The organism is Hymenobacter bucti, from assembly GCF_042681145.1.
GTDB classification, from domain to species: domain Bacteria; phylum Bacteroidota; class Bacteroidia; order Cytophagales; family Hymenobacteraceae; genus Hymenobacter; species Hymenobacter bucti.
This window is the reverse complement of record NZ_JBHUFD010000018.1, coordinates 198118-219782: the sequence shown is the minus strand read 5'-3', so window position 1 is coordinate 219782 and position 21665 is coordinate 198118. Positions and strand designations below refer to the sequence as shown.

The 21665-nt window shown below is 63.9% G+C and carries 17 protein-coding genes; 12 read left to right on the top strand and 5 right to left on the bottom strand.

What is annotated here, in order from left to right; all coding sequences use genetic code 11:
• Positions 1–11: 11 nt before the first annotated feature.
• Both recR and ACFSDX_RS20040 read left to right on the top strand, forming a co-directional pair.
• Positions 12–626: a recombination mediator RecR gene (gene recR / locus ACFSDX_RS20045; RefSeq protein WP_382318194.1), complete on the top strand. Its 615-nt coding sequence runs from the start codon at positions 12–14 to the stop codon at positions 624–626.
• A 126-nt stretch (positions 627–752) separates the two neighbouring features.
• Positions 753–2717: a glycosyltransferase family 2 protein gene (locus ACFSDX_RS20040; RefSeq protein WP_382316810.1), complete on the top strand. Its 1965-nt coding sequence runs from the start codon at positions 753–755 to the stop codon at positions 2715–2717.
• Between the two features lie 58 nt (positions 2718–2775).
• Here the strand turns inward: ACFSDX_RS20040 and ACFSDX_RS20035 are convergent, their stop codons facing one another.
• Entirely contained in the window at positions 2776–3210 is a 435-nt protein-coding gene (locus ACFSDX_RS20035; protein ID WP_382316808.1) for an STAS/SEC14 domain-containing protein, read from the bottom strand.
• A gap of 140 nt (positions 3211–3350) precedes the next feature.
• Entirely contained in the window at positions 3351–6083 is a 2733-nt protein-coding gene (locus ACFSDX_RS20030; protein ID WP_382316806.1) for an alpha-L-rhamnosidase, read from the bottom strand.
• A 182-nt stretch (positions 6084–6265) separates the two neighbouring features.
• Here ACFSDX_RS20030 and ACFSDX_RS20025 point away from each other — a divergent pair, with 182 nt between their 5' ends.
• The 5 genes from ACFSDX_RS20025 to ACFSDX_RS20005 all read left to right on the top strand — a co-directional run bounded on the left by ACFSDX_RS20025 (position 6266) and on the right by ACFSDX_RS20005 (position 11742).
• The gene (locus ACFSDX_RS20025; RefSeq protein WP_382316804.1) at positions 6266–7504 is read left to right on the top strand and encodes a pyridoxal phosphate-dependent aminotransferase; all 1239 of its coding nucleotides are present in this window, start codon (positions 6266–6268) and stop codon (positions 7502–7504) included.
• Between the two features lie 135 nt (positions 7505–7639).
• Positions 7640–8776, top strand: a complete 1137-nt coding sequence (locus ACFSDX_RS20020) for an acyltransferase family protein (RefSeq protein WP_382316803.1) — start codon at positions 7640–7642, stop codon at positions 8774–8776.
• 67 nt (positions 8777–8843) lie between these two features.
• Positions 8844–10760, top strand: a complete 1917-nt coding sequence (locus ACFSDX_RS20015) for an ABC-F family ATP-binding cassette domain-containing protein (RefSeq protein ID WP_382316801.1) — start codon at positions 8844–8846, stop codon at positions 10758–10760.
• A gap of 94 nt (positions 10761–10854) precedes the next feature.
• Complete coding sequence (locus ACFSDX_RS20010) at positions 10855–11262, top strand: hypothetical protein (RefSeq protein WP_382316799.1); 408 nt, start codon at positions 10855–10857, stop codon at positions 11260–11262.
• A 42-nt stretch (positions 11263–11304) separates the two neighbouring features.
• Entirely contained in the window at positions 11305–11742 is a 438-nt protein-coding gene (locus ACFSDX_RS20005) for a hypothetical protein (protein ID WP_382316797.1), read from the top strand.
• A 97-nt stretch (positions 11743–11839) separates the two neighbouring features.
• On the opposite strand, the gene ACFSDX_RS20000 is transcribed toward ACFSDX_RS20005, so the two are convergent.
• The 3 genes from ACFSDX_RS20000 to ACFSDX_RS19990 all read right to left on the bottom strand — a co-directional run bounded on the left by ACFSDX_RS20000 (position 11840) and on the right by ACFSDX_RS19990 (position 14064).
• Complete coding sequence (locus ACFSDX_RS20000) at positions 11840–12676, bottom strand: hypothetical protein (protein ID WP_382316794.1); 837 nt, start codon at positions 12674–12676, stop codon at positions 11840–11842.
• Between the two features lie 234 nt (positions 12677–12910).
• The gene (locus ACFSDX_RS19995; protein ID WP_382316791.1) at positions 12911–13699 is read right to left on the bottom strand and encodes a class I SAM-dependent methyltransferase; all 789 of its coding nucleotides are present in this window, start codon (positions 13697–13699) and stop codon (positions 12911–12913) included.
• Entirely contained in the window at positions 13687–14064 is a 378-nt protein-coding gene (locus ACFSDX_RS19990) for a hypothetical protein (RefSeq protein ID WP_382316789.1), read from the bottom strand. Before ACFSDX_RS19990 ends, ACFSDX_RS19995 begins: the two co-directional genes overlap by 13 nt.
• A 121-nt stretch (positions 14065–14185) precedes the next feature.
• Here ACFSDX_RS19990 and ACFSDX_RS19985 point away from each other — a divergent pair, with 121 nt between their 5' ends.
• The 5 genes from ACFSDX_RS19985 (at position 14186) to ACFSDX_RS19965 (ending at position 21590) form a co-directional block, all read left to right on the top strand.
• On the top strand, positions 14186–15133 hold the full coding sequence (locus tag ACFSDX_RS19985; RefSeq protein WP_382316787.1) for a zinc-dependent peptidase: 948 nt from the start codon (positions 14186–14188) through the stop codon (positions 15131–15133).
• 152 nt (positions 15134–15285) lie between these two features.
• On the top strand, positions 15286–16695 hold the full coding sequence (locus ACFSDX_RS19980; protein ID WP_382316785.1) for a hypothetical protein: 1410 nt from the start codon (positions 15286–15288) through the stop codon (positions 16693–16695).
• 259 nt (positions 16696–16954) lie between these two features.
• Positions 16955–17716: a hypothetical protein gene (locus ACFSDX_RS19975; RefSeq protein WP_382316784.1), complete on the top strand. Its 762-nt coding sequence runs from the start codon at positions 16955–16957 to the stop codon at positions 17714–17716.
• 30 nt (positions 17717–17746) lie between these two features.
• Positions 17747–19174, top strand: a complete 1428-nt coding sequence (locus ACFSDX_RS19970) for a hypothetical protein (protein WP_382316782.1) — start codon at positions 17747–17749, stop codon at positions 19172–19174.
• Positions 19175–19550: 376 nt separating this feature from the next.
• Entirely contained in the window at positions 19551–21590 is a 2040-nt protein-coding gene (locus ACFSDX_RS19965) for a S9 family peptidase (protein WP_382316780.1), read from the top strand.
• Positions 21591–21665: the final 75 nt, after the last annotated feature.

Genomic DNA, 21665 nt, shown 5'->3' with positions numbered 1-21665 from the left:
GACAAATACGCATGGATTTTCCTTCCAAACTGATTGAAAACGCGGTAGTGGAGCTGTCGCGCCTCCCGGGCATCGGCAAGAAAACGGCCCTGCGCCTGGCGCTGCACCTGCTGAAGGCTGAGAGCGACACCACCGCCAACCTAGCCGAGGCGCTGGCCAAAATGCGTTTCGACATCACGTACTGCCTCACTTGCCACTCCATTTCCGACAGCACGGAGTGCGGCATCTGCGGCAACCAGCTGCGCGACCACAGCACGGTGTGCGTGGTGGCCGACGTGCGCGACGTGATTGCCATCGAAAACACCGGCCAGTACCAAGGCGTGTACCACGTGCTGGGGGGCGTTATTTCGCCCATCGAGGGCGTGGGGCCGGCCGACTTGCACGTCGATTCGCTGGTGGCGCGCACCACGGCCGAGGACTCCGAAATCCGCGAGATTATCCTGGCCATCTCGCCCACCATGGAGGGCGACACCACGGCCTTTTACCTGTCGCGCCGCCTGCGCGAGGTGGAGAACCTGAATATCAGCACCATCGCCCGCGGCATCCCGATGGGCGGCGAGCTAGAGTACGCTGACGAGATTACGCTGGGCCGCAGCATTGTGGAGCGCCAGCGCCAGGCGCGCTAGCGTAGCCAAGCTGGCATCGAGTGCAGAGCTACCGGTTGGGCCCGCCTAGTAGGCGCGCTTGGCCGGTAGCTTCGTCATTTTACCGGCTCTCGCAGGCTGGTCTAGGTATAACTTCGCTGCCCCGTGGTGAAGCTCTCCGTTATCATCGTCAACTACAACGTCTGCTACTTTTTGGAGCAGGCGCTGCTGTCGGTGCGTCAGGCGGCGGAGCGCCTAGGGCAGCCGGTAGAGGTGTTCGTGGTCGATAACCACTCGGCCGACAACTCGGTGAGCATGGTGCGGACCCGTTTCCCTGAGGTTATTCTCCTTGAAAACCACGACAATCCGGGGTTTTCGAAAGCCAACAACCAGGCTCTGCGCCAGGCCACGGGCCAGTACCAGCTGCTGCTCAACCCCGACACGCTGGTGGAGGAAGACACTTTTCGGCGGTGCTGCGCCTTTCTGGACGAGCACCCCGGCTGCGGCGGCCTAGGCGTGCAGATGCTCGATGGCCAGGGCCGCTTTTTGCCCGAGAGTAAGCGCGGGCTACCGACGCCTAGGGTAGCGTTTTACAAGATTTTTGGGCTCGCCTGGCTGTTCCCGCGCTCGCGCACGTTTGGGCGCTACCACCTCGGGTTTCTCGACCCAGGCCAGCCGCACCAAGTGGCGGTGCTCAGCGGCGCTTTCATGTTGCTGCGCAAGGCTGCGCTCGACCAGGTGGGCCTGCTCGACGAGGACTATTTTATGTACGGCGAGGACATCGACCTCTCGTATCGCCTCACGCAGGGCGGCTGGCAAAACTGGTACTTTCCGGGCGCGCGCATCATCCACTACAAGGGCGAGAGCACCAAGCGCACGAGCGTCAACTACGTGTTCGTGTTTTACCGGGCCATGGCCATTTTTGCCCAAAAGCACTTTGCGCCGGGTCGCGCCGGGCTGTTTACCAAGCTCATCAACATCGCCATCTGGCTGCGGGCCAGCGCCGCCTTGGGCCAACGCCTCGCCACGCGGGCTGCCCCCCTGCTGCTCGATGCGGGCCTGCTTTACGCGGGTATCTATGCGCTAAAAGTTTATTGGGAGGCCAATTACAAGTACGAGCGCACGCCTTTTCCGCCGCAGTACATGCTGGTGGCGGTGCCGGCCTACATCGGGGTGTGGCTGGCGGCTACCTGGCTCAGCGGGGGCTACGACCGCCGGGCCCGCGCCGGGTGGGTGGTGCGGGGCATTGCGGTGGGCACCATGCTGATTTCGGCCGTGTCTAACTTCCTGGATAGCTGGCGCTTTTCGAAGGCCCTCATTCTGCTGGGGGGCGCCTGGGCGCTGGTGGTGCTGGTGGGCCGGCGGCTGCTGGTCCACTGGCTCCGCCACGGCCACCTGCGCCTCAGCGAGCCGCGCACCAAAACGCTGGCCATCGTGGGCTCGGCGGCCGAGAGCCAGCGGGTGCGCCTGCTGCTGGCCGCCGCCAAGGTGCCGGCCAACGTGGTGGGCTACGTTGCCCCGGTGGGCGCGGAGCCGGCCGTACCCACTCGCGACTACCTAGGTGAGCTCGGCCAGCTGCCCGACCTGATGCGCCTCTACGAGCTGAACGAGCTGGTTTTCTGCGGCAAAGACCTGCCCGCCGGCCAGATTATCGACCTGCTCCAGCGCCTGCCCACCCGCCCTAGGGTCGCCTACAAGATTCTGCCCGAAGACAGCCAGTACATCATTGGCAGCAGCCGCAAAAACGCCCCCGGCGACTACTACGCCCTGGCCCCGCCGCTGCGGCTCTACCAGCCGGCGCAGCGCCGCGGCAAGCGGCGGCTCGACCTGATGGCCAGCCTGGCGCTGCTGCTGGCGGCCCCGCTGCTGGTGTGGGCGCAGCGCCGGCCGGCGGGGCTGCTGCCCCACATCTGGCAGGTGCTGCTGGGCCAGCGCAGCTGGGTGGGCCTGCGCTACACTCCCGGCGGCCCGGCCGACCGGGCCATTCTGTCGCCCGCCGACACGGCCGCTGCCCCAGCCACGCTGTCGGCAGCGGCGCGGCAGCGCCTCGAGTTTTTGTACGCCAAAGACTACGAGCCCGAAAGCGACCTGCGGGTGCTCTGGCGCGGCTGGCGCCGGCTGGGCGGCGGCTAGGCGCCAGGACAATACCTAGGGAGCACCCCGCAGAGCATTCCTGGCTCTACGCTCATCCTCAGCGCCCAAGCGGCGTTTTGGCTTGCTGCTGAGCCTCGCGCAGCCACTCCTGGGCGGCTTCCAGGTTGTCAAACAGGTGCAGCTGGAGCTGCCCGCTCAGGCCGAGGGCCATGGACTGGGCCGAGCTAGCAGCCAGGGCTTCTGGGCTGACTACGTTGGCGAAGTGCGTGAGGCCCTGCGCAATGGCACGGGGTGCCCAGTTAGATACTACCCACTCCACGGCGTGGTCCCAGGGCCCAACTACCCGGCTGTTGTCGTTGAGCAGGTAGGCGCAGCGGTTTTCGCGCAGGGGCGGCAGGCAGGCATCGGCCCCGGCCAGAATGCCGATGTAGGTTTGCTCACCTATCCACTCGTTGCGGACCCAGTGGTTGGGCGCGTCGTAGGCAATGCGTAGGTAAACTCTGCCGAAGCCGTTGAGAAGGTCAGTAGACATGCGAAATACCAGCGGGAAGAAGGCCGCATCAGCCAGGGTGCATACGGCAGCGGCTGCCCGGCGGCTAAAGCGGCGGGCAACCCCGACCCCGGCCATAGTAGGGCCGCTGGCCAGCTGTGCGGCCGCGCCTCCCAGTAGCGCTACCGAATGGCCAGCCGGTAAGTGCCCGCGGCCAGCTGGTATTGCCGCAGCGGCCCCACGACCTTGCCCACCCGGATGCCCGACCGCGAGGACACCAGCGGCTGGCCCGCCTCGTACACCGCCTGGCCGGCGCCTACGGGCAGCAGCAGCGTAGCCGTGGCATTGGGGGGCACCGTGGCGGTGTAGGCCACGGCGCTTCCGTGCTGCTGCCAGGCCGACCGAATGGTGCCATAGGGCCCCTCGTGGCTGGCCTCGAAGTGGGCCAGGCCCGCCACGAAGTGCGGCGTGAGCAGCACGTTTTTGAAGCCCGGCTGCGCGGGGTCGGGCTTGATGCCCCCCAGGCCTTTGTAGAGCCAGGCTCCGATTTCGCCGAACATGATGTGGTTCATCGAAATGTCGCTTTTGGCGTCGATGGGCCAGTTTTCGTAGAGCGTGGTGGCGCCGTTGGCCATCCACCAGCCCCAGGAGGGGTAGGTTTCCTGGGCGGCCAGGCGGTAGGCCACGTCGGCCTGGCCGTTGTCGCTGAGGGCCCCTAGGATGGCCTTGGTGCCGAGCAGGCCCACGTCGAGGTGGTAGTTGTCGGCGGCCACCCGGCGGGCCAGGTTGGCCGCCACTTTGGCCCGCAGCTCGTCGGGCACCACGCCCCAGTACAGCGGCACGCTCAGCTCGGTTTGCACGCCGCTACCGTAGAGGTTGGTTTGCCTGTTGAGGTACTTGGCGTTGATGGCGGCCCGGATTTTTTGGGCCAGCGCCGCGTAGCGGGCGTGGTCGGCGGGGTGGCCCAGCAGCTTGGCCGCCTTGGCCAAAATGCTGGCATCAGTAAAGTAATACACCGAGGAAGTCAGCTCTACCGGCGACTTCGATTTTACCGGCACCCAGTCGCCCAGGCCCCAGTCGGTGAGGCCGGTCGGGCTGCGCGCCTCAATGTGGTCCACGTAGCGCTTGAGGTTGCCGTAGCAGTCGGCCAGCAGCTTCGAGTCGCCGTAAAAAAGGTAGATGTTCCAGGGGATGATGGCGATGGTACTGGTCCAGTCGGGGCCGTTGCCCCACTCGTAGCCCCAGCCATTGCTCGGAATAATGGATGGCAGCACGCCGTTGGGCTGCTGCTCGTCGCGGTGGTCGGCCAGCCACTTTTCGTAGATGGTGATGCCGTCGAAGTTGTAGAGGCCGGTTTCGCTGGCGATGTGAGCGTCGCCGGTCCAGCCGTTTTTCTCGCGCTGGGGGCAGTCGGTGGGGTAGCCAAACAGGTTGGATAAGTACGAGTTGTTCGTGGCCCACCAGATTTTGTCCAGCGTCGGGTTGGCCGACTTCACCTGCCCCACCGGCGCCACGTCGCTGTGCATGAAGTAGCCCGTGAGGCTACCGGCACCTAGGGCCAGGGGCCGGCTGCTGGTCACCTCCACGTACTGAAATCCCTTGTAATTAAAGGATGGCATGAAGACCTCCTCTCCTTTACCACCGAGGGTAAAAATATCGGTCTGAAACGGGTCGCTCTTATCAGTGGGCCGGTAGTGCACGTCGATGTTCGACTGGTCAACGTGGCCATCGGGGTAGCGCCGCTCGCCGTGCTTGAGGCGCAGCACGGTGCCCGCCGGCCCCTGCGCCCGCAGTTGGCTGACGCCCGAAATATTACGCCCTAGGTCGAACACGTAGGTCGTGTCGTTGAGCTTGGCCACGGCCTTGGTCGGGATGGCCTCCACGTTGCGGATGGGCTGCAATGCCTGCGCCACGATGCGCGCCGAGGGCGCGGCGCGCGGCATCACGGGCTTCCACTTAGCATCGTCAAAGGCGGCGGTGTTCCAGCCGGGCTGCTCAAGGCGAGCGTCGTAGTGCTCGGCGGTGTAGATACTGTTGAATACCAGCGGGCTCAGGGCCGTTTTCCAGTTCAGGCCCGAAGTCACGGTGGTGACCGCGCCACTGGCCTGGGTCAGGCGCAGGTCGAGGCAAAACGCGGGCCGGTTGCGCCAAGGCGCCTCGTGGAAGTACCACACGGCCGTGGACTGATGGTTGTACCAGCCGTTGCCGAGCAGCACGCCCACCGCGTTTTTGCCGGGCCGCAGGTAGGGCGTCACGTCGTAGGTCACGTACAGTGTGCGGCGGTCGAAGCGCGTGTACATGGGGTCGAGGCGGTGGTTACCCACCTTCCGGCCGTTGATGTACAGCTCGTACAAGCCCGCCACCGCAATGTAGGCCCGCGCCGCTTTCAGGCCCCTAGGTACCTCAAACGTGCTGCGGAAGTACGGCGCTGGCCGCAGGGCCACGTCGCGCGAGTCGCTAATCCAGGTGCCTTGCCAGTTCGCCTGGCTCATCATACCAGTCTCGAAGCTGGCGACCTGGCTCGCGGCGGCTGCGCCCGCCCCGCCCCAGGCCCGCACCCGCCAGTAGTATTTCGTGAACGGCCGCAAAACTGGCCCGCCATACGCTACCAGCTGCCGGGCCGAGAGCACCCGGCCCGACGTCCAGCCCGATTCGGCGCCCCGCGCCACGGCCGCCGAATCGGGGCCCACCGTGAGCTGGTAAGCCGCTTGCACCGCCCCGCGCCGGTCGTCGTGCAGGCGCCAGGTCAGGCGGGGCCGGGGCGCGTCCAAGCCCAGGGGGTTGGTGAGGTACTCGCAGCGTAGGTCCACGGGCGTGCCGGGCGCCTGCGCCCCGGCGGCCAGCGGGCCCAATAGACTGATGCTGAGCAGCCCGGCCTTGAGCCACTTACTAAACGGAACACGGAGAAGCGACATAAGGCAAACAGTCTGTTGGCTGCGCTGCCAAAGGCGTCGAAAGGAGGAAAATAGTTGCCTAGGCGCCCGCGACCTTGAAGAAAGCCAAAAAAATATAGCTTAAAATCGCTTTATTTCATGCACAACCCGGCGCGAACTAATACTTTTGCTACTCGCACATTTTAAGTTATTCGCCTAAGCTTATGTCACCTAGTTCTTCGCCGGCCCCGGCTGCGGCCGACCCCACTGCCTACCTCTCCGACCGCATCCTGAACATGCAGGAGTCGGCCACCATCGCCATGGCTAAGAAAAGCCGCGAGCTGGCCGCCAAGGGCGTCGATGTGATTAACCTGAGCTTTGGCGAACCCGACTTCCAAACCCCGCAGTACATCAAGGATGCCGCCAAGCGGGCGCTCGACGAAGGCTACACGTTTTACACGCCCGTACCCGGCTACCTCGATTTGCGCCAGGCCATCTGCGATAAATTGCAGCGCGAGAATAACTTAACCTACAAGCCCACCGAGATTGTGGTGAGCACCGGCGCCAAGCAGTCGCTCACCAACGCCGTGCTCTCGCTGGTGAACCCCGGCGATGAAGTCATCATTTTCTCGCCCTACTGGGTGAGCTACGCCGCCATCGTGGAGCTGGCCGACGGCGTGCCGGTGCCCATCATGGGTAGCCTCGAAAACGACTACAAAGTGACGGCCGCCGAGTTTGCCGCCGCCATCACGCCGCGCACCAAGCTCGTGATGTACTCCTCGCCCTGCAACCCCACCGGCGCCGTGTTCAGCCGCGCCGAGCTGGGCGCCATTGCCGACGTGCTGGCGCAGCACCCCGGCATCTTTGCCCTGGCCGACGAGATTTACGAGTACATCAACTTCACCGGCGAGCACGTGAGTCTGGCGCAGTTCGACGCCATCAAAGACCAGGTTATCACGGTTAATGGTTTCTCGAAAGGCTACGCCATGACGGGCTGGCGCCTAGGCTACATGGCGGCTCGCCAAGACATTGCGGCCGCCTGCGACAAGCTCCAGGGTCAGATTACCTCAGGCACCTGCTCCATTGCGCAGCGCGCCGGCCTAGCCGCCCTGCAAGGTGGCCGCGCCTCGGCCGACGAGATGGTGACCGCCTACCACCGCCGCCGCGACCTGGTGCTGAACCTCGCCAAGGACATCCCGGGCATGGTAACGCCCACGCCCGAGGGCGCCTTTTACATCTTCCCCAACGTGGCCGCCTTCTTCGGCCGCCACACGCCCGAGGGCACCGTCATCAATGACTCGGGCGACTTGGCGCTGTACCTGCTCAACGACGCGCACGTGTCGTCGGTGGGCGGCGACTCGTTTGGCGCGCCCGACTGCATGCGTTTCAGCACGGCCGCCGCCGATGAGAAATTAACCGAGGCGTTCACCCGCATCAAGGCCAGCTTGGCTAAATTAAGTTAAGTTTTTGCTACCTAGGTAGACGTTAGCGCAGAGGCCTTCAACATCCGTTGAAGGCCTCTTTTATTGGGGCTTATTGAAAAGAGCGCCCGAACTCACAACCTAGGCGCCAAGCTGGCGCACTACACGCTACTATTAATGTCAGAAAACAACCTATCGGCCACTGCCTTTGCCGATACAAAACCGCACTACACTATCCTCGACGGCTTACGCGGCGTAGCGGCGATAACCGTAGTGTGTTTTCATTTATTCGAAGCCTTTGCAACCAGTCATTTAGACCAAGGAATTAACCACGGTTATTTAGCCGTTGATTTCTTTTTTATTCTATCTGGTTTCGTAGTCGGCTACGCGTATGACGACCGCTGGAAAACGATAACAATAAAAGACTTTATCAAACGCCGCTTTATTCGCTTGCATCCGATGGTAGTTGCCGGGGCTATTATCGGCGCGCTCGTGTTCTATTTTCAAGGTTGCGCTGCCTGGGACGTTTCCAAAGTATCTGGCCCTAGGCTATTCGTAGCCACGCTACTAAATGCGGGCCTAATTCCGGCAGCGCCCAGCTTTGAGATTCGGGGAGTGGGTGAGATGTTTCCCCTGAATGGCCCGAGCTGGTCTTTGCTTTTTGAATACGTGGGCACTATTCTCTACGCGCTCCTGCTGCGCAAGCTTCCTACCAAGGCGCTCGCTACGGTAGTTTTTCTGGCCGGCTGCGGGTTAGCGGCGTTTGCCATTTGGGGCCCCTACGGCGATATCTGCGTTGGCTTTGCGCTTACCGAAGAGAATATAATTGGCGGTTTTTTGCGTCTGCTGTTTTCGTTTTCGGCAGGTTTATTATTGTCTCGTGTATTCAAGCCAATCAAAGTAAATGGCGCTTTTTGGCTAGGTAGCTTAGCCATTATTATCGTATCGGCAATTCCCCGAATTGGTGGCAGCGAACACTTATGGATGAATGGCTTATATGATACACTTTGCTTTGCCATCATCTTTCCTGTGCTTGTTTACCTCGGGGCTTCGGGCAAAACGACGGACAACGTAACTATCCGGGCATGTAAATTCCTAGGCGATATTTCTTACCCGCTGTATATGGTGCATTACCCCTTTATTTATTTATACTACGCTTGGGTTAAGAATAACAATCTCACCTTTGCGCAATCCTTTCCCGGTGCGCTAGCGCTGGTTATTGGCTCCATTGCGTTAGCTTATTTATGCCTGAAGCTGTATGATGAGCCGGTGCGCAAGTTTTTGATAAGGCGACTTCTACGAACTCAGCGATAGCCCTCATGCAGCCGAAAGGCGCCCGAAGAGGAGGCAGGGCGCTAGCCGCCGTACCTTTGGGGTACTTATGAATTTGCTATCCGCCGAGAACGTCTCGAAGAATTACGCCGACCGCTGGCTGTTTCAAAACCTCAACTTTGGCTTGCAACAGGGGCAGCGCATCGCCTTTGTGGGCATCAACGGCACCGGCAAAACCACGCTGATGCGGGTGCTGGCTGGCCTCGAAAACCCCGATACGGGCCTCGTCACGCGCCGCCAGGGCATCCGGGTTACCTACCTAGGGCAGCAGCCGGTGTTCGATGAAAGCCTGAGCGTGGAGGAAACCATCTTCGCCAGCCAGAACGACACGCTGCGTGCCGTGAAGGACTACGAGCACGTGGTGAACGACCCCAACCACGACCCCGAGGACTTGCAGCGCGTGATGGAGCGCATGGACGCCCTCAACGCCTGGGACTACGAGTCGCAGGTGCAGCAGATTTTGGGTAAGCTCGGCATTCTGGGCGAGCTGCTAACGCGCAACGTGAGCAAGCTCTCGGGCGGGCAGCGCAAGCGCGTGGCCCTGGCCCGCGTACTCATCGAAGAGCCTGACGTGCTGCTACTTGACGAGCCCACCAACCACCTAGACCTGGCCACCATCGAGTGGCTCGAAAACCGCCTGAACTCGCCCAGCCTCACGCTGCTGATGGTGACCCACGACCGGTACTTCCTGGACAAAGTAGCCAACGAAATAGTGGAGCTCGACAAGGGCACCATGTACCGCTACCAGGGCAACTACGCCTACTTCGTGGAGAAAAAGGCCGACCGCGAAATGCGCGAAGCTACCGAGGTAGAGAAGGCCCGCCAGCTCTTCAAAAAGGAGTTGGACTGGATGCGCCGCATGCCCCAGGCCCGCGGCACCAAGCAAAAAGCCCGCATCGACGCCTTTTACATCACTAAGGAAAAGGCCAGCACCAACCTCAGCAAGCAGCAACTGGAGCTGAGCGTGAAAACCACCCGCCAGGGCGGCAAAATCATCGAGGCCGACGGGCTCAATAAGAAGTTTGGTGATAAAGTCGTGATGAACGACTTCAGCTACGTGTTCAAGAAAAAGGACCGCATCGGGCTGGTTGGGCCGAATGGCGCGGGCAAGTCTACGCTGCTCAACATGCTGACCGGCAAGCTCAAGCCCGACAGCGGCACCGTGGATGTGGGCCAAACCACCGTATTCGGCTACTACACCCAGACCGAGCTGGAGTTTGACCCCAGCCAGCGCGTGATTGACATCGTGAAGGAAGTGGCCGAAGTGGTGGAGCTCGCCAACGGCGACGTGCTCACGGCCAGCCAGTTTCTGACGCTGTTTCTGTTTCCGCCGGCCCAGCAGTATACGCTGGTGAACAAGCTGAGCGGCGGCGAAAAGCGGCGCCTGCAACTGCTGCGCGTGCTGGTGAAAAACCCCAACTTCCTCATTCTTGACGAGCCCACCAACGACCTGGACCTGGGCACGCTCAACATCCTGGAAGACTTCCTGCTGCACTTTTCGGGCTGCCTACTCATCGTGAGCCACGACCGGTACTTCTTGGATAACCTAGCCGAACACCTGTTCGTGCTGGAGCCGGGCGGGGCGGTGCTCAACTTTCCCGGCAACTACACCGACTACCGCGACTACCTGGCCGAGCGCGAAACCGAAGCTGCCCTGGAGGCCGAGGAAAAGGCCGCCAAGGCCGCCCGCGCTACCGCCAAGGCTACGGCGGCTAGCCCCGCCCCCGCCCCGGTGGCCGCCGCGCCACCCAAGCGCCGCGCCAGCTTTGCCGAAAAGAAGGAATTTGAGCAGCTTGAAAAAGACATCGCGGCCCTCGAAAAAGAAAAGGAGCAGCTCGTGGCTAACCTCGCCACCGGCCAGGGCTCGCGCCAGGAGCTTACGGACTGGCCGGCCCGCTTGCAGGCCGTAGACAAAGCCCTAGACGCCAAGGGCGAGCGTTGGCTGGAACTCAGCGACTTCGTGTAAAAAGCGGAGCCTAGGCGTAAATAATACCCTGATAATCGGGCAAAAGTAAGCCGCTAGCGAGCTTACTTTTGCCCGATTCTTTTGTTGTTTGCCCATGCCAGCTCCTGTTATCTCCACGGTCTTCGCCAATGCAGTCGGCACCCTTGAGGCGCATCCGCAGGGCTACGCCATTGTGCGCTACCACGCCGTGACGGTCGAAATTCCGGCGTTGCACGAGCTGCTCACGCACCTAGGGCAGCTGCTGCTGCGGCGCGGCTGGCGCAAGGTGCTGATTGATAGCCGGGCGCTCGCCGTTTTCCGGCAGGAGGTTAAGGATTGGGTGCGGGCCAACTGGATAGCCCCGCTTATTGCGCGCCCGCCCGACCTGGTGCTGGCCACGCTGCTGCCAGCCAACGTATTCACCCGCCTGGCCCTGCTAGAATTGCAGCTAGGGTCGGGCAATGGCAACCAGAATCATAATTTTGCCGATGAGGCGGCCGCGCACGCGTACCTGTGCAGCTAAGCCTTTGCCCCTATTACTTTGTAAGTAGCGCTTTTTACTACGATGCCCGACCAGGTTATCTTTTCCGAGCCCTACGGCGCCGTGCTCATCGATGCCAGCGTACCGTGCATTATTTCGCAGTGGCACACATTTGCTAACAAGCAGGAGTTTCGCACGCTGCTAGAGGCTGCAATGGTCTACTTCGATGCGCACTCCAGCCAGGCAAAGCCCTGGGGCTGGATAGCCGATAGCCGGCACATGGGCGCCATTCCGGCCGAGGTGCAGCAATGGCTGCACGCCGTTTTCAACCAGCGCATTGCCAAGGCGGGCCTGCGGGAAATGAGCGTAGTGGTGCCCGAAACGATTTTTGGCAAGATGGCCGTGCAGCAGTACAAGCAGAATATCGAGCAAAAACCCACCACCTACGAGCTGCAAACCCGCTACTACAACTCGCTCGAAAGCGCGAAAGACGGCATCAGGCAGTACCTAGGCCAGCGCTAGCGAAGGCCGGCACCTAGGGCTTTTGCAGGGGCGGCACCGGGCTGGAAGCCGCCCTAGGGCCTTGTTGCCCTGCCCAGCCACGCGGCACCAGCCAGCCTTAGCGCCGCTGGTGCGACTGCACAAAACTGAGCATTACCTGCTGCCGGCCCACGGGCGCCAGCACCTGCAACCCATCGGCGTGGTCGAAACGTGGTAGGTACACGTAACCGCGCACCTGCTGGCCGGGCTGCAACACGACGCGTCGCAGGGCGTACTCGCTCAGCTGCCCGGCGCGCTGGGCCAGGGCTTCGGCCGTGGCGGCGTGGCGCACGCGGTTGGCGGTCGAAACCGCCTGGTAGCCCCAGGCGGCATTGTGAATGACGGCCCGCGTTTGGGCCTGCTCGTAGGTTTCGGAGCGGCGGCGGGTGGTGCTGGCAATGTCGGTACCGAGGGCCACGGCAAAGAGCGCAATACCCACCCAATCGGTACGACTGGCTTTTTGGGCCTCGTGGTCGGCTCCAGCTTGCAGCTGCACTATCTGGGGCTCGGGGTCGAGGGCCGGCAGCGGGGCGGGCGGCAGCGCCGGCCAGGGCAGCTGCTGGGTGGCGGCCGCCACGGCCGCCAGCACACGCTGGCCGGGCCGAATGCGCTGGCTGGGCGGCACCACACCCGTTTCGCGCACCGGTGCGTAGGCAAAGGCCGTGGGCACAATCTCGATGGGCCGCTCCGAATCGTTGCGGTACTCCGCATCAAAAACTAGGTACTCGGGCTCGTACCCCAGGAAGCTCAGGCGCAGGCCCACGCTGTCGGCGGCCGCCTCGGCCGCGGGCTGGCCGCTGGTAAAGAGCGTGTGCGGCTGGGCGGGCTGCACGCCCAGCACGTAGCTGGGGGCGCAGCCAATGGTGGCAACAGCCAGCAGCGGGGCCAGCAGGCGGCAAGCGTAGCGAGCAAGCATAAGCACGGGCAGAAAAGGCGAGGGATTTACCGCAAGATGCACCCGCCGCCGCAAAGGTTGCCTGCCCACCTAGGACTGGTACTGCCTAGCCAGTTAGCTGACGCGACCAGACTGCTGCTGGCCGCCCCAAACACCCAGGATACTGCATTGCTTTGCCGCCGGTGGAGGGCCCTTTTCCGGCTGCTTCTACCTCCTCAAAACTGTTAAGAAGTAGCTCGCCGGACGCCTACCGAGCTACTTCTCTTCCTGAGCGCCGCCCACCTTCTCGCCCACAAAGAAATAGTGGCGGTGCAGCAGCGACTTAAAGCCGAACAGCTGCCGCCGCAGCTCCCAGTCGGTGCTGCTGCGCAGGCGGCGCAGCTGCCACCACTGCCAGGGCCACAGCAGCAGGGCCAAGGGCAAATACAGCAGGTCTTCGGTGTAGTGGGCGGTGTACTCTACGCGGGTCAGCCGGATGCCGTTGATGTCGAAAAGCCGCTTGAGCTCCTGGTGCTGCACGAGCTGAAAATTACCTTCGTCGGGCTCGAAGAGCAGGCGAAAGCGCCGCACCCGGCCGCCGAATAAATACGACAGCCGGTCGCGCAAGCTCAGGCAGTTATCGTTTGAGACCAGCAGCAGCCCGCCCGGCCGCAGCCGGCGGGCGCAGTTACCCACAAACTGCGCCGTATTGGCAAAGCACATGATGCCGCTGATGGACGTAATCACGTCAAAATCGGGACCCGACTCGAAGGGGAATTGGCGGCTGAGGTCGGCGGCCTCGTAGCCGGCCAGGCCGCCCGGCACAGTGGGCGCCGCCGGGCGCACATCGGCGCCCCAGAGTTGGGGCTGGGCAAAAAACCGCCGCACCTGGCCCAAAAACTCGCCCTGCCCGCAGGGCAAGTCGAGCCAGCGCACGGGCTGGTCCAGGCGCGCAGCCTGGTGGCCCAGCAAATACGCCAGCACGTCGCGGTTGACGTGCTTTTGGGTATTGCCGCGGGGCACCGAGGCCAGCTGGGCGGCGGCTTCCGGCCCTAGGCCTGCCATAGCTCCACTTCCTGGCCCTTGCTGGTGGTGAGCACGAACCGGGCCGGGGTGGGGCGCAGCACGAGACGCACGCGGCCGGGGTATTTCTCCGAGTCTATCCACACGCCGTCTTCCTTGTGGGGCGTGAGGGTGGCGGGCAGGTAGGCCGTGGGCAGCAGCACGTCGGTGTCCGACTTGAGGTCGAGATGCACCTTTTCGAGGGCCGCTTCGAGGTCGGTGCCGTAGTCGTCGTTGAAGTCATCTTCGAGGTCGTGCAGCGCTTCCTCCACGTCGTCGTAGCGGGCGTCATCGTAGGTCAGCGTTTGCAGCTCGGCTTTTTTCTCAATGAGGGCCAAGAGGGCTTGGTTCAGGTCGGTGGCGTTCATGGCGGAAGGCGGCAGGTGCTGGGGATATGAGCGAGATAAGGCGCAAAAATGCACCCGAAACGGCAATTAGCCCAGCCTTGGCCCTAAACCGTGCGGGCCACCGCCCCGTTTAGGCAGGCCTATGCTATTTTCCTACCTCTTGGCTGGGGCAGTGCTACTGGCCTTAGGGCTTGGCTTTTACCGCTACCTCACCGCCGATAGCCGCCGCCGCCGAGCGGCGCTCGCCGCGCCTTTTCCGGCCGCCTGGCGCGCGCTGCTTACTACGCACGTAGCCTTTTACGGCGGCCTGGCGGCGGCCGAGCAAACGCGCTTCGAGCAGGCCATGCAGCTGTTTTTGGCCCGCACCCGCCTCACCGGCATCCAAACCGAGGTCGATGACCTCACGCGGGTGCTCACGGCGGCGGCGGCCGTGATTCCGGTATTCGGCTTTCCGGGCTGGGAGTATCCTACGCTGCACGAGGTACTGATAGTGCCCGACGCCTGGCAGCTCGAAACCCGCCCCGACCAGGAGGTGCAGCCCCTGCAAGGCACCCTCCTAGGGTCGGTGCAGCGCTTCCAAACTTCGCAGTACATGCGCCTCTCGCGGGCCGCGCTGGTGCAGGGCTTCACCAATGCCGAGGACCGCCACAACGTGGGCGTGCACGAGTTTGCGCACCTCGTAGACGAGGCCGACGGGCAGATTGACGGCGTGCCCGCCGCCGGGCTGCCGCCCGCCCTACGCCCCGCCTGGGCCGCGGTCATGCACCGCGAACTGGCCGCCATCCGGGCCGGGCACTCCGACATCGACCCCTACGCGGGCACCAGCGAAGCCGAGTTCTGGGCGGTGGTGAACGAGTATTTTTTTGAGCGCCCCGAGCAGTTGCAAGCGCACCACCCCGCGCTGTTTGACCTGCTGACCCAGGCCCTGCACCAGCACCCCGAGCAGACCCTAGGCGGCCGCCTCAACCCGCGCCGGTGGCTGCGCCCCCAAAAGAACATCCTAGGCCGCAACTCGCCCTGCCCCTGCGGCTCGGGCAAGCAGTACAAGGACTGCCACTTGGCGGCGAGCCCAGCCGCGCTGGCTGCCTAGGGCAGCCCGGCGGGCTTTTTTAGCGGCTACTGGCAAGCTTTGCGGGTGGCTAAAAGCGGCGCTCAGAAAATAATGGGGGTACTGTCCGGCTTACGCACTACCTTCTGCCCGAAAATCAGTTCGACCACTACCCTAGGGCACCCGTTGGCTTTATGAAGCAGCTTGTACTCAGCTTACTACTGGTAGCCGCCAGCCTTGGGGCGCGGGCCCAGGAATATTACATCGACCTCGGCCGCCAGCGGCTGGAGGTGCCCGGCCGCACCGTGGCCGTGGAGCAGGTGCTGGATGGCCGCCAGGGCGACCTGCCGCTGGGCTACTTGTACCGCGGCCCGAACAACAACCGGCCGCTGGCCGTGGCTTTTCGCAAAGGCCTGGGCCCCGAGCTAACCGCTTTTATCCAGTACCAATTGCCGGCCCGGCCCACCGACTACCCACTGGTGCTGTGCGTGCGGCAGCTCCAGCTTGATGAGGAGCACACGCTGGGGGTAGGAAGCGCCACGGCCTACCTCAACCTCGATGCCTACCAGCACCTGCCCGATGGCTATCACTTTGTGCAGAGCATCGCCTCGCACACCTCGGCCCAGGCGCCGCAGGTAACTAGGCTGCACGCGGGCCACCTGGCCCTTATGCTGAGCTACTGCCTCGAGCAGCTATCGCGGGCCGACTGGGCGGCGGTGCCGGCCCAGCCCGCACGCACGCTGGCCCAGCTACCGGCCGATGTGCCGGTGGCCCGGCCCCGCCGCCCGCTAGTGGCCCGGCAGCCGGCCATTTTGCGCGAGCAGCCGCGCCGGGGCATCTACCGCAATTTTGTGCAGTTTTTGGCCAACCAGCCCGACAACCGCCGTGCGCTGCGCCTCGATACTGTGCAGCCATTCTTGCGCAGCTTCCTGGCCTTGCAGCAGTGGCAGCGCGTGCCCTGGGTGCGCCCGCTGGTGGCCGATAGCCTGGGGCACTGGACCGAGCCGGCCGGCATCTGGGGCTTTTCGGACGGGCAGAGCGTGTTTGTGCAGCACGACCAGCACTTCTTTCCGCTGCACCGGCAGGGCGCGTTCTTCACCACGGTGGGCACTGCCCTGCCGGCTGAGCAAGCGCAGCGGATGCAGGCGGCGGCCCGCGCCCGGGCTGGCTACACCACCATCCCGAAAACACCGCCCATCGTCACCGACGTGCCCGTGTGCTATGCCGTTGACATGCAGTCGGGTGAGCTCGCCCCCTACCCCGACTTGCGGGCGCCCACCCGCCCCGACACGGCCTACGTGTACGTGTACCGCCCCGCCCAAGCCGCGGGCCCGGCCCAGGTGCAAGTGTGGCTCAATGGCAAGCTCGCTGGCGCCCTGCGCCCCGGCCAGTACCTAGAGCTGCCCTGGCCCTACTACGCCCTGCTGTTCAGCCTGTGCCTCACCGATGGCGCGAGCGGCAGCGCCTGCCAGCACCTCATGCCCGACACGGCCCAGCCCAATTTCCTGCGCGTCAGCTTCAGCCCCGAGGCCCCGCTCTGGCAGTGGGTGCCGCCCGCCCAGGGCCTCGCCGACCTCGATGAGCTGGACAGCTTGCGGAAGTGAGCCCAGGGCGGGCACCAGTGAAGCCTGACCCGGGGCTTGCAGTGCGCTGCCTCTGGCCGCACCCGCTCCCCGGGCACCGCCCAAAAGGAGAACGACTTTGCCAAAGCTACCCGCCGCCGCGGGTGATTCTTACTGCTAGCTTCACCCGCTATTAGGCTGAGTGAACTGGCGCTTAACTAGCGCGCAGATAGTGTAGGTAAGCTGAAGCCTGCCCATATTTGAAGTTGGTGGGCAGGCTGCGCTTTATTCTCTATCATTCTTGCGAATAGTTATTTATTTTCTGGCTAATGTGCTAGCGCTGAGCCTAGCTGAGGCGAGCGCCGCGGCGGCTCAGGCTTTTTTTTACGTGCCGGCGCCCGAGGTGGCAGCAGCGCGGGCCGCCGGCCCCAGCTACGTAGCCCGCGTGGTCGATGCCCGGCCGCAGCGGGCGAGCCCAGGCCTCGTGCTGCGCGGCAAAAAGGAGCAGGCCGCTACGTTTCACGAAGGCGTGGCGAGTACGCTACTCGCCTTCTTTAGCCAGTACGCGCCGGGCCAGCCGGGCGCGGTGCCGCTGATGCTGCGCGTGAGCGGGCTGGAGATTGCTGAGCTGCCCGGCAGCATGGTCGAGGGTCGCCTGGGCCAGTCGGCCACGGCTGGCCTGGTCACCGATTTTTACGCCCCCCAGCCCGACAGCAGCTACCAGCTGGTGGCACATTTTGCGCAGCTGCGCGAGAAATGGGCCCTGGACGTGACCGGCCGCCACGCCGCCAACCTAGGCAGCCTGCTCCTAGCCGCGGCCGAGGCAGGCGGCCAGCCCGCCGCGTGGCTCCCCAACCGCCCCCGCTACCCGAAGGCCGCCATGCTCGGCGCCCAGCCGCTGCGGGTGTGCCTGCTGCCCGCCACCGGCGCGCCCACCTACCTGGCCCTCACGCCCAGCTCGGAAGCGCCCGCTTACCTAGAATGCCGCCCGGCTACCCCTGAGCCTTTGCGCCGGGTGCACGATAAAGCCGGCGCGGCCGCCCTCGGCCGCCTGGTGCGGTAGTCCCAAATTCTTGTTTTTTGCCCCTGCTTTATGCATAAAAAGCGTTTTTCTACCCTTAGCCGCCAGCTGCTGGTGGCGCTGCTAAGCTGCGGCGGGCTAGTGGGCCAACCCAAGCCCGCCCAGGCTCAGGCCCAGACCGCCCCCTACGTTATCGACCTAGGCGAGCAGGCGCTGGCCGTGCCCACGCGCACCTTCTACATCAAGCAAGTGCTCGATGGGCGCACCAGCCGCGCGGGCATCGGCACTGTGCGGCGGGGCATGGGCAACGTGGCGCAGCGCGCCGAGCTGAAGCCCACGGTGGCCACCGCCCTGCAGGCGCTGCTAGCCCAGCAGCTACCCGCCCGGCCCACCGACCAGCCCGTGCTGGCCCTGGTGCGTGCGCTGCACGTGCAGGAAGACATCACCTTTTCGAATGAGCAGGCCAGCGACGCCGTAGCGCTGGATTTTTATCTGCTTGATGACCTAGGTAACGCGCACTTTGCCCTGGCCACCAGCGAAACGGTGCGCAGCAAGGGCCTCGAAACCACCGCCCGCCACCCGCGCCAACTAGCGCAGGCCCTGCAAGCCTGCCTCACGCAGCTAGCAGGCGCAAACTGGGCCAGCGTGGCCGCCCAGCCAGGCCACCCCGTAGCCGAGCTGCTGGGCGCGCGCCCGGCCGCCGGCCCGGCCTACCCCATCCTCACCGACTCGCTGCGGCCGGCGGGCTTCTACCGCACGTTTCTCGATTTTCGCAACAATAGCCCGGTCACCAGCCCGGCGCTGCTGGTGGTGCCCGAGCGCGTATTGGGCAAGGGCTGGGCCGACGTTTCTACTTACACGCCTTATTTACAAGAGCCCGATGGGGCGCGGGGCGCGCCGCTGCGCGGGGCCTGGGGCTTTTCGGATGGCCGGCAGGTGTACATCTACCACCACAAGCGCTACTGGCAGCTGGCGCGGCAAGGCAGCAGCTTCGGCTTCGTGGGCCCGGGCGCGGCCGACCCCGGCGCGATGAGCACGGCCGGGGCGCTGGGCGGCCTGGCGGGCGCCGCCATTGCGGCTGCCTCCACCAGCGGCCGCCCCACCGACTACACCCTGGACTTGCTGACGGGCCGCGTCTCAACGCTGGCCGACGATGAGCGCCCGGCGGTGCCCGACACCGTACTGCTGCACGTGTACTGCCGCAAGAGCAGCCTAGGCCCCAAGCCCGAGCCCGTGTACCTGAACGGTGCGCTGGTGGGCCAGCTGGCCGAAAACCAAACATTTACCATCGCCTACACCGACCATGTCAAGGAGGTGCGCTTGCGCCTAGGGTCGCGCATGGGCCGTGAGCTGGTGTTGCAGCCCGACTTTCTGGCCCCGGTCTACGTGAGAGCCGGCCGCTACCCCGACGACGAAACTAAGGCCCCGCTGGAGGTAGTGCCTGCTAAAGTCGGCGTCTTTGATTTGCGGTTCATCAAGCCCGGCAAACCCGCTGAATAGCTGCCAAACCTATGCGGCGCCGCGCGGACCAGGCAGAAAAAAGTCTGCCCGGCAGCAATACAGACTACGTTTGAACTAGCTGCCCCCTTCCACTCCTACCGCCCGCGGTCAGCGCGCAGTTACTCTTACGGCCTCAAAATCCGACCTAGGGCCACCTGCCGCGCGCCGCGGCAGGTGGCCCTAGGTTGCCAGTTGCCCGGCCCCGGCGGCTTGGGCAAAATATACACCAGGTACCACCCAGCATTGGCTTGGTAACCAGCCACCTAGACCGGACGGCGATGAGTGCTATTTAAAAGCGAGTTATTTCTATATGCTAGCACAAAAGGCGAAGTGCGGCTGCTACTTTAGTGGCTGCTCACCCTTTTCTCCTACGCTTATGAAAACCACCCTTTCCTGGCTGCTTGTCCTGCTGGTCGTGCTGGTCCTCCCCCACCTAGGCGCGGCGCAGAGCCAATCGCCCGCGCTCATCGACCGCGAATTACTATTTGGCGACCCGGAGATTTCGGGCGGGCAGCTCTCGCCCGACGGGAAGTTTTTGTCCTTTATCAAGCCCTACAATGGCACCCGCAATATTTGGGTGAAGGGGCTGAATGAGCCCTTCGCCAAAGCCCGGCCCATGACCAACGACCAGGCCCGGCCGGTGCGCAACTACTTCTGGAGCCGCGATGGTAAGTACCTGCTGTACTCGCAGGACAAAGGCGGCGACGAGAACTTCAACATCTACGCCGTGGACCCGGCAGCCGCGCTGCCCGCCGGCCAGGCCCTGCCCCTCGCCCGCGACCTGACCGGCCTGAAGGGCGTGCGCGTCGTCATCTACAACGTGCCGCTGACCGACCCCAACACGCTCTACATCGGCCTCAACGACCGCGACAAGGCCTGGCACGACCTGTATAAGCTCGATTTGGCCACCGGCCAGAAGACGCTGGTGCGCCAGAACAACGAGCGCATTACGGGGTGGGTATTCGATTGGAAAGACCAGCTGCGCCTCGCTTCGCGCTCCAACGCCGACGGCAGCACCGAGTGGCTGCGCGTGAGCGGCGAGCAGCTGACGCCCTTCTACCGCACGACCCTCAATGAGGAAAGCAACGTGGTGGGCTTTGCCCAGGACAACGAGCGCGTTTACTTGACGACCAACAAAGGGGACGCCCGCGACCGCTCCGAGATTGTGCTGTTCAACCCCGTCACGGGCGTAGAGCAGCCGTTTGCCGCCGACCCGCTGCACCGCGTGGATGCCGGCGAGCTGGTGCTATCGGAGAAAACCCACGAGCCGATTTTGGTGGACTACACCGACGACCGGCAGCGGCGCGTGTGGCTCGACAAGGGCTTTGAGCGGGATTTTAAAAACGTGGCGGCCAAGCTGCCGGGCCTGGAAATAATGCCTGTTTCGAACACCACCGATGAGCGGCTGTGGCTACTGAACGCCACCGATGCCACGCACCCCAGCGCAGCGTATCTATTTGACCGCCAAACCAAGCAGCTCACCCAGCAGTACCAAACTCGCCCCAAGCTGCCCGTGGCCGACCTGGCGCCCATGACGGTGGTGCGCTACAAGTCGTCGGATGGCCTGGAGATTCCGGCCTACCTAACCTTGCCGAAGGGGGCCGCGGCCAAGAACCTACCGGTGGTTATTTTTCCGCACGGCGGGCCGTGGGGCCGCGATGCGTACGGCTTCAACGCCTACCACCAGTTTCTGGCCAACCGCGGCTACGCGGTGCTCTCGCCCAACTTCCGGGCTAGCACCGGCTACGGCAAGAAATTCCTGAACGCCGGCAACAACGAGTGGGGCCAGAAAATGCAGGACGACCTGACCTGGGGCGTGAAGTACCTGGTGGCTCAGGGCCTAGCCGACCCCCAGCGCGTGGGCATCATGGGGGGCTCGTATGGCGGCTACGCCACGCTGGCGGGCGTAGCCTTCACGCCCGAGATGTACGCGGCGGGCGTGGCTATCGTGGCGCCGTCCAACCTAATTACGCTGCTCAACTCCATTCCGGCGTATTGGGAGCCCATTCGGAAGCAGTTCTACGAGCGCATGGGCGACCCCACCACCGCGGCCGGCATGGCGCAGCTCATCCGCCAATCGCCGCTGACTTCAGCCGGTAAAATCAAGACGCCGCTGCTGGTGGTGCAGGGCGCTAACGACCCGCGCGTGAACAAGGCCGAGGCCGACCAGATAGTGGTGGCCCTGCGCGACCGCAACTACCCTGTGCAGTACCTGCTGGCCCCCGACGAAGGCCACGGCTTTGCCCGCCCCGTGAACAACCTGGCGATGATTGCGGCCTCCGAAAAATTCCTGGCCCAGTACCTGCACGGCCGCTACCAGGAAAGCATGACGCCCGCCGTGGCCCAGCGCCTAGCCGAAATCACCGTCGACCCCAAGACGGTGACGCTGGCGGCGCCGGGCACGGCCAGCAAGTAGGCGACTTATTGGGTTAGATAAAAAGAACGTCCTGCTGTCTATCGTCAGCATGGCGTTCTTTTCTGCACCTAAAAA

Coding starts and splice junctions, on each gene's coding strand:
- ACFSDX_RS20025 (WP_382316804.1), top strand. CDS start 6,266: ATGTCACCTAGTTCTTCGCCGGCCCCGGCTGCGGCCGACCCCACTGCC.
- ACFSDX_RS19985 (WP_382316787.1), top strand. CDS start 14,186: ATGCTATTTTCCTACCTCTTGGCTGGGGCAGTGCTACTGGCCTTAGGG.
- ACFSDX_RS19980 (WP_382316785.1), top strand. CDS start 15,286: ATGAAGCAGCTTGTACTCAGCTTACTACTGGTAGCCGCCAGCCTTGGG.
- recR (WP_382318194.1), top strand. CDS start 12: ATGGATTTTCCTTCCAAACTGATTGAAAACGCGGTAGTGGAGCTGTCG.
- ACFSDX_RS20000 (WP_382316794.1), bottom strand. CDS start 12,676: ATGCTTGCTCGCTACGCTTGCCGCCTGCTGGCCCCGCTGCTGGCTGTT.
- ACFSDX_RS20010 (WP_382316799.1), top strand. CDS start 10,855: ATGCCAGCTCCTGTTATCTCCACGGTCTTCGCCAATGCAGTCGGCACC.
- ACFSDX_RS19970 (WP_382316782.1), top strand. CDS start 17,747: ATGCATAAAAAGCGTTTTTCTACCCTTAGCCGCCAGCTGCTGGTGGCG.
- ACFSDX_RS19965 (WP_382316780.1), top strand. CDS start 19,551: ATGAAAACCACCCTTTCCTGGCTGCTTGTCCTGCTGGTCGTGCTGGTC.
- ACFSDX_RS20035 (WP_382316808.1), bottom strand. CDS start 3,210: ATGTCTACTGACCTTCTCAACGGCTTCGGCAGAGTTTACCTACGCATT.
- ACFSDX_RS20015 (WP_382316801.1), top strand. CDS start 8,844: ATGAATTTGCTATCCGCCGAGAACGTCTCGAAGAATTACGCCGACCGC.
- ACFSDX_RS19990 (WP_382316789.1), bottom strand. CDS start 14,064: ATGAACGCCACCGACCTGAACCAAGCCCTCTTGGCCCTCATTGAGAAA.
- ACFSDX_RS20030 (WP_382316806.1), bottom strand. CDS start 6,083: ATGTCGCTTCTCCGTGTTCCGTTTAGTAAGTGGCTCAAGGCCGGGCTG.
- ACFSDX_RS20020 (WP_382316803.1), top strand. CDS start 7,640: ATGTCAGAAAACAACCTATCGGCCACTGCCTTTGCCGATACAAAACCG.
- ACFSDX_RS19995 (WP_382316791.1), bottom strand. CDS start 13,699: ATGGCAGGCCTAGGGCCGGAAGCCGCCGCCCAGCTGGCCTCGGTGCCC.
- ACFSDX_RS20005 (WP_382316797.1), top strand. CDS start 11,305: ATGCCCGACCAGGTTATCTTTTCCGAGCCCTACGGCGCCGTGCTCATC.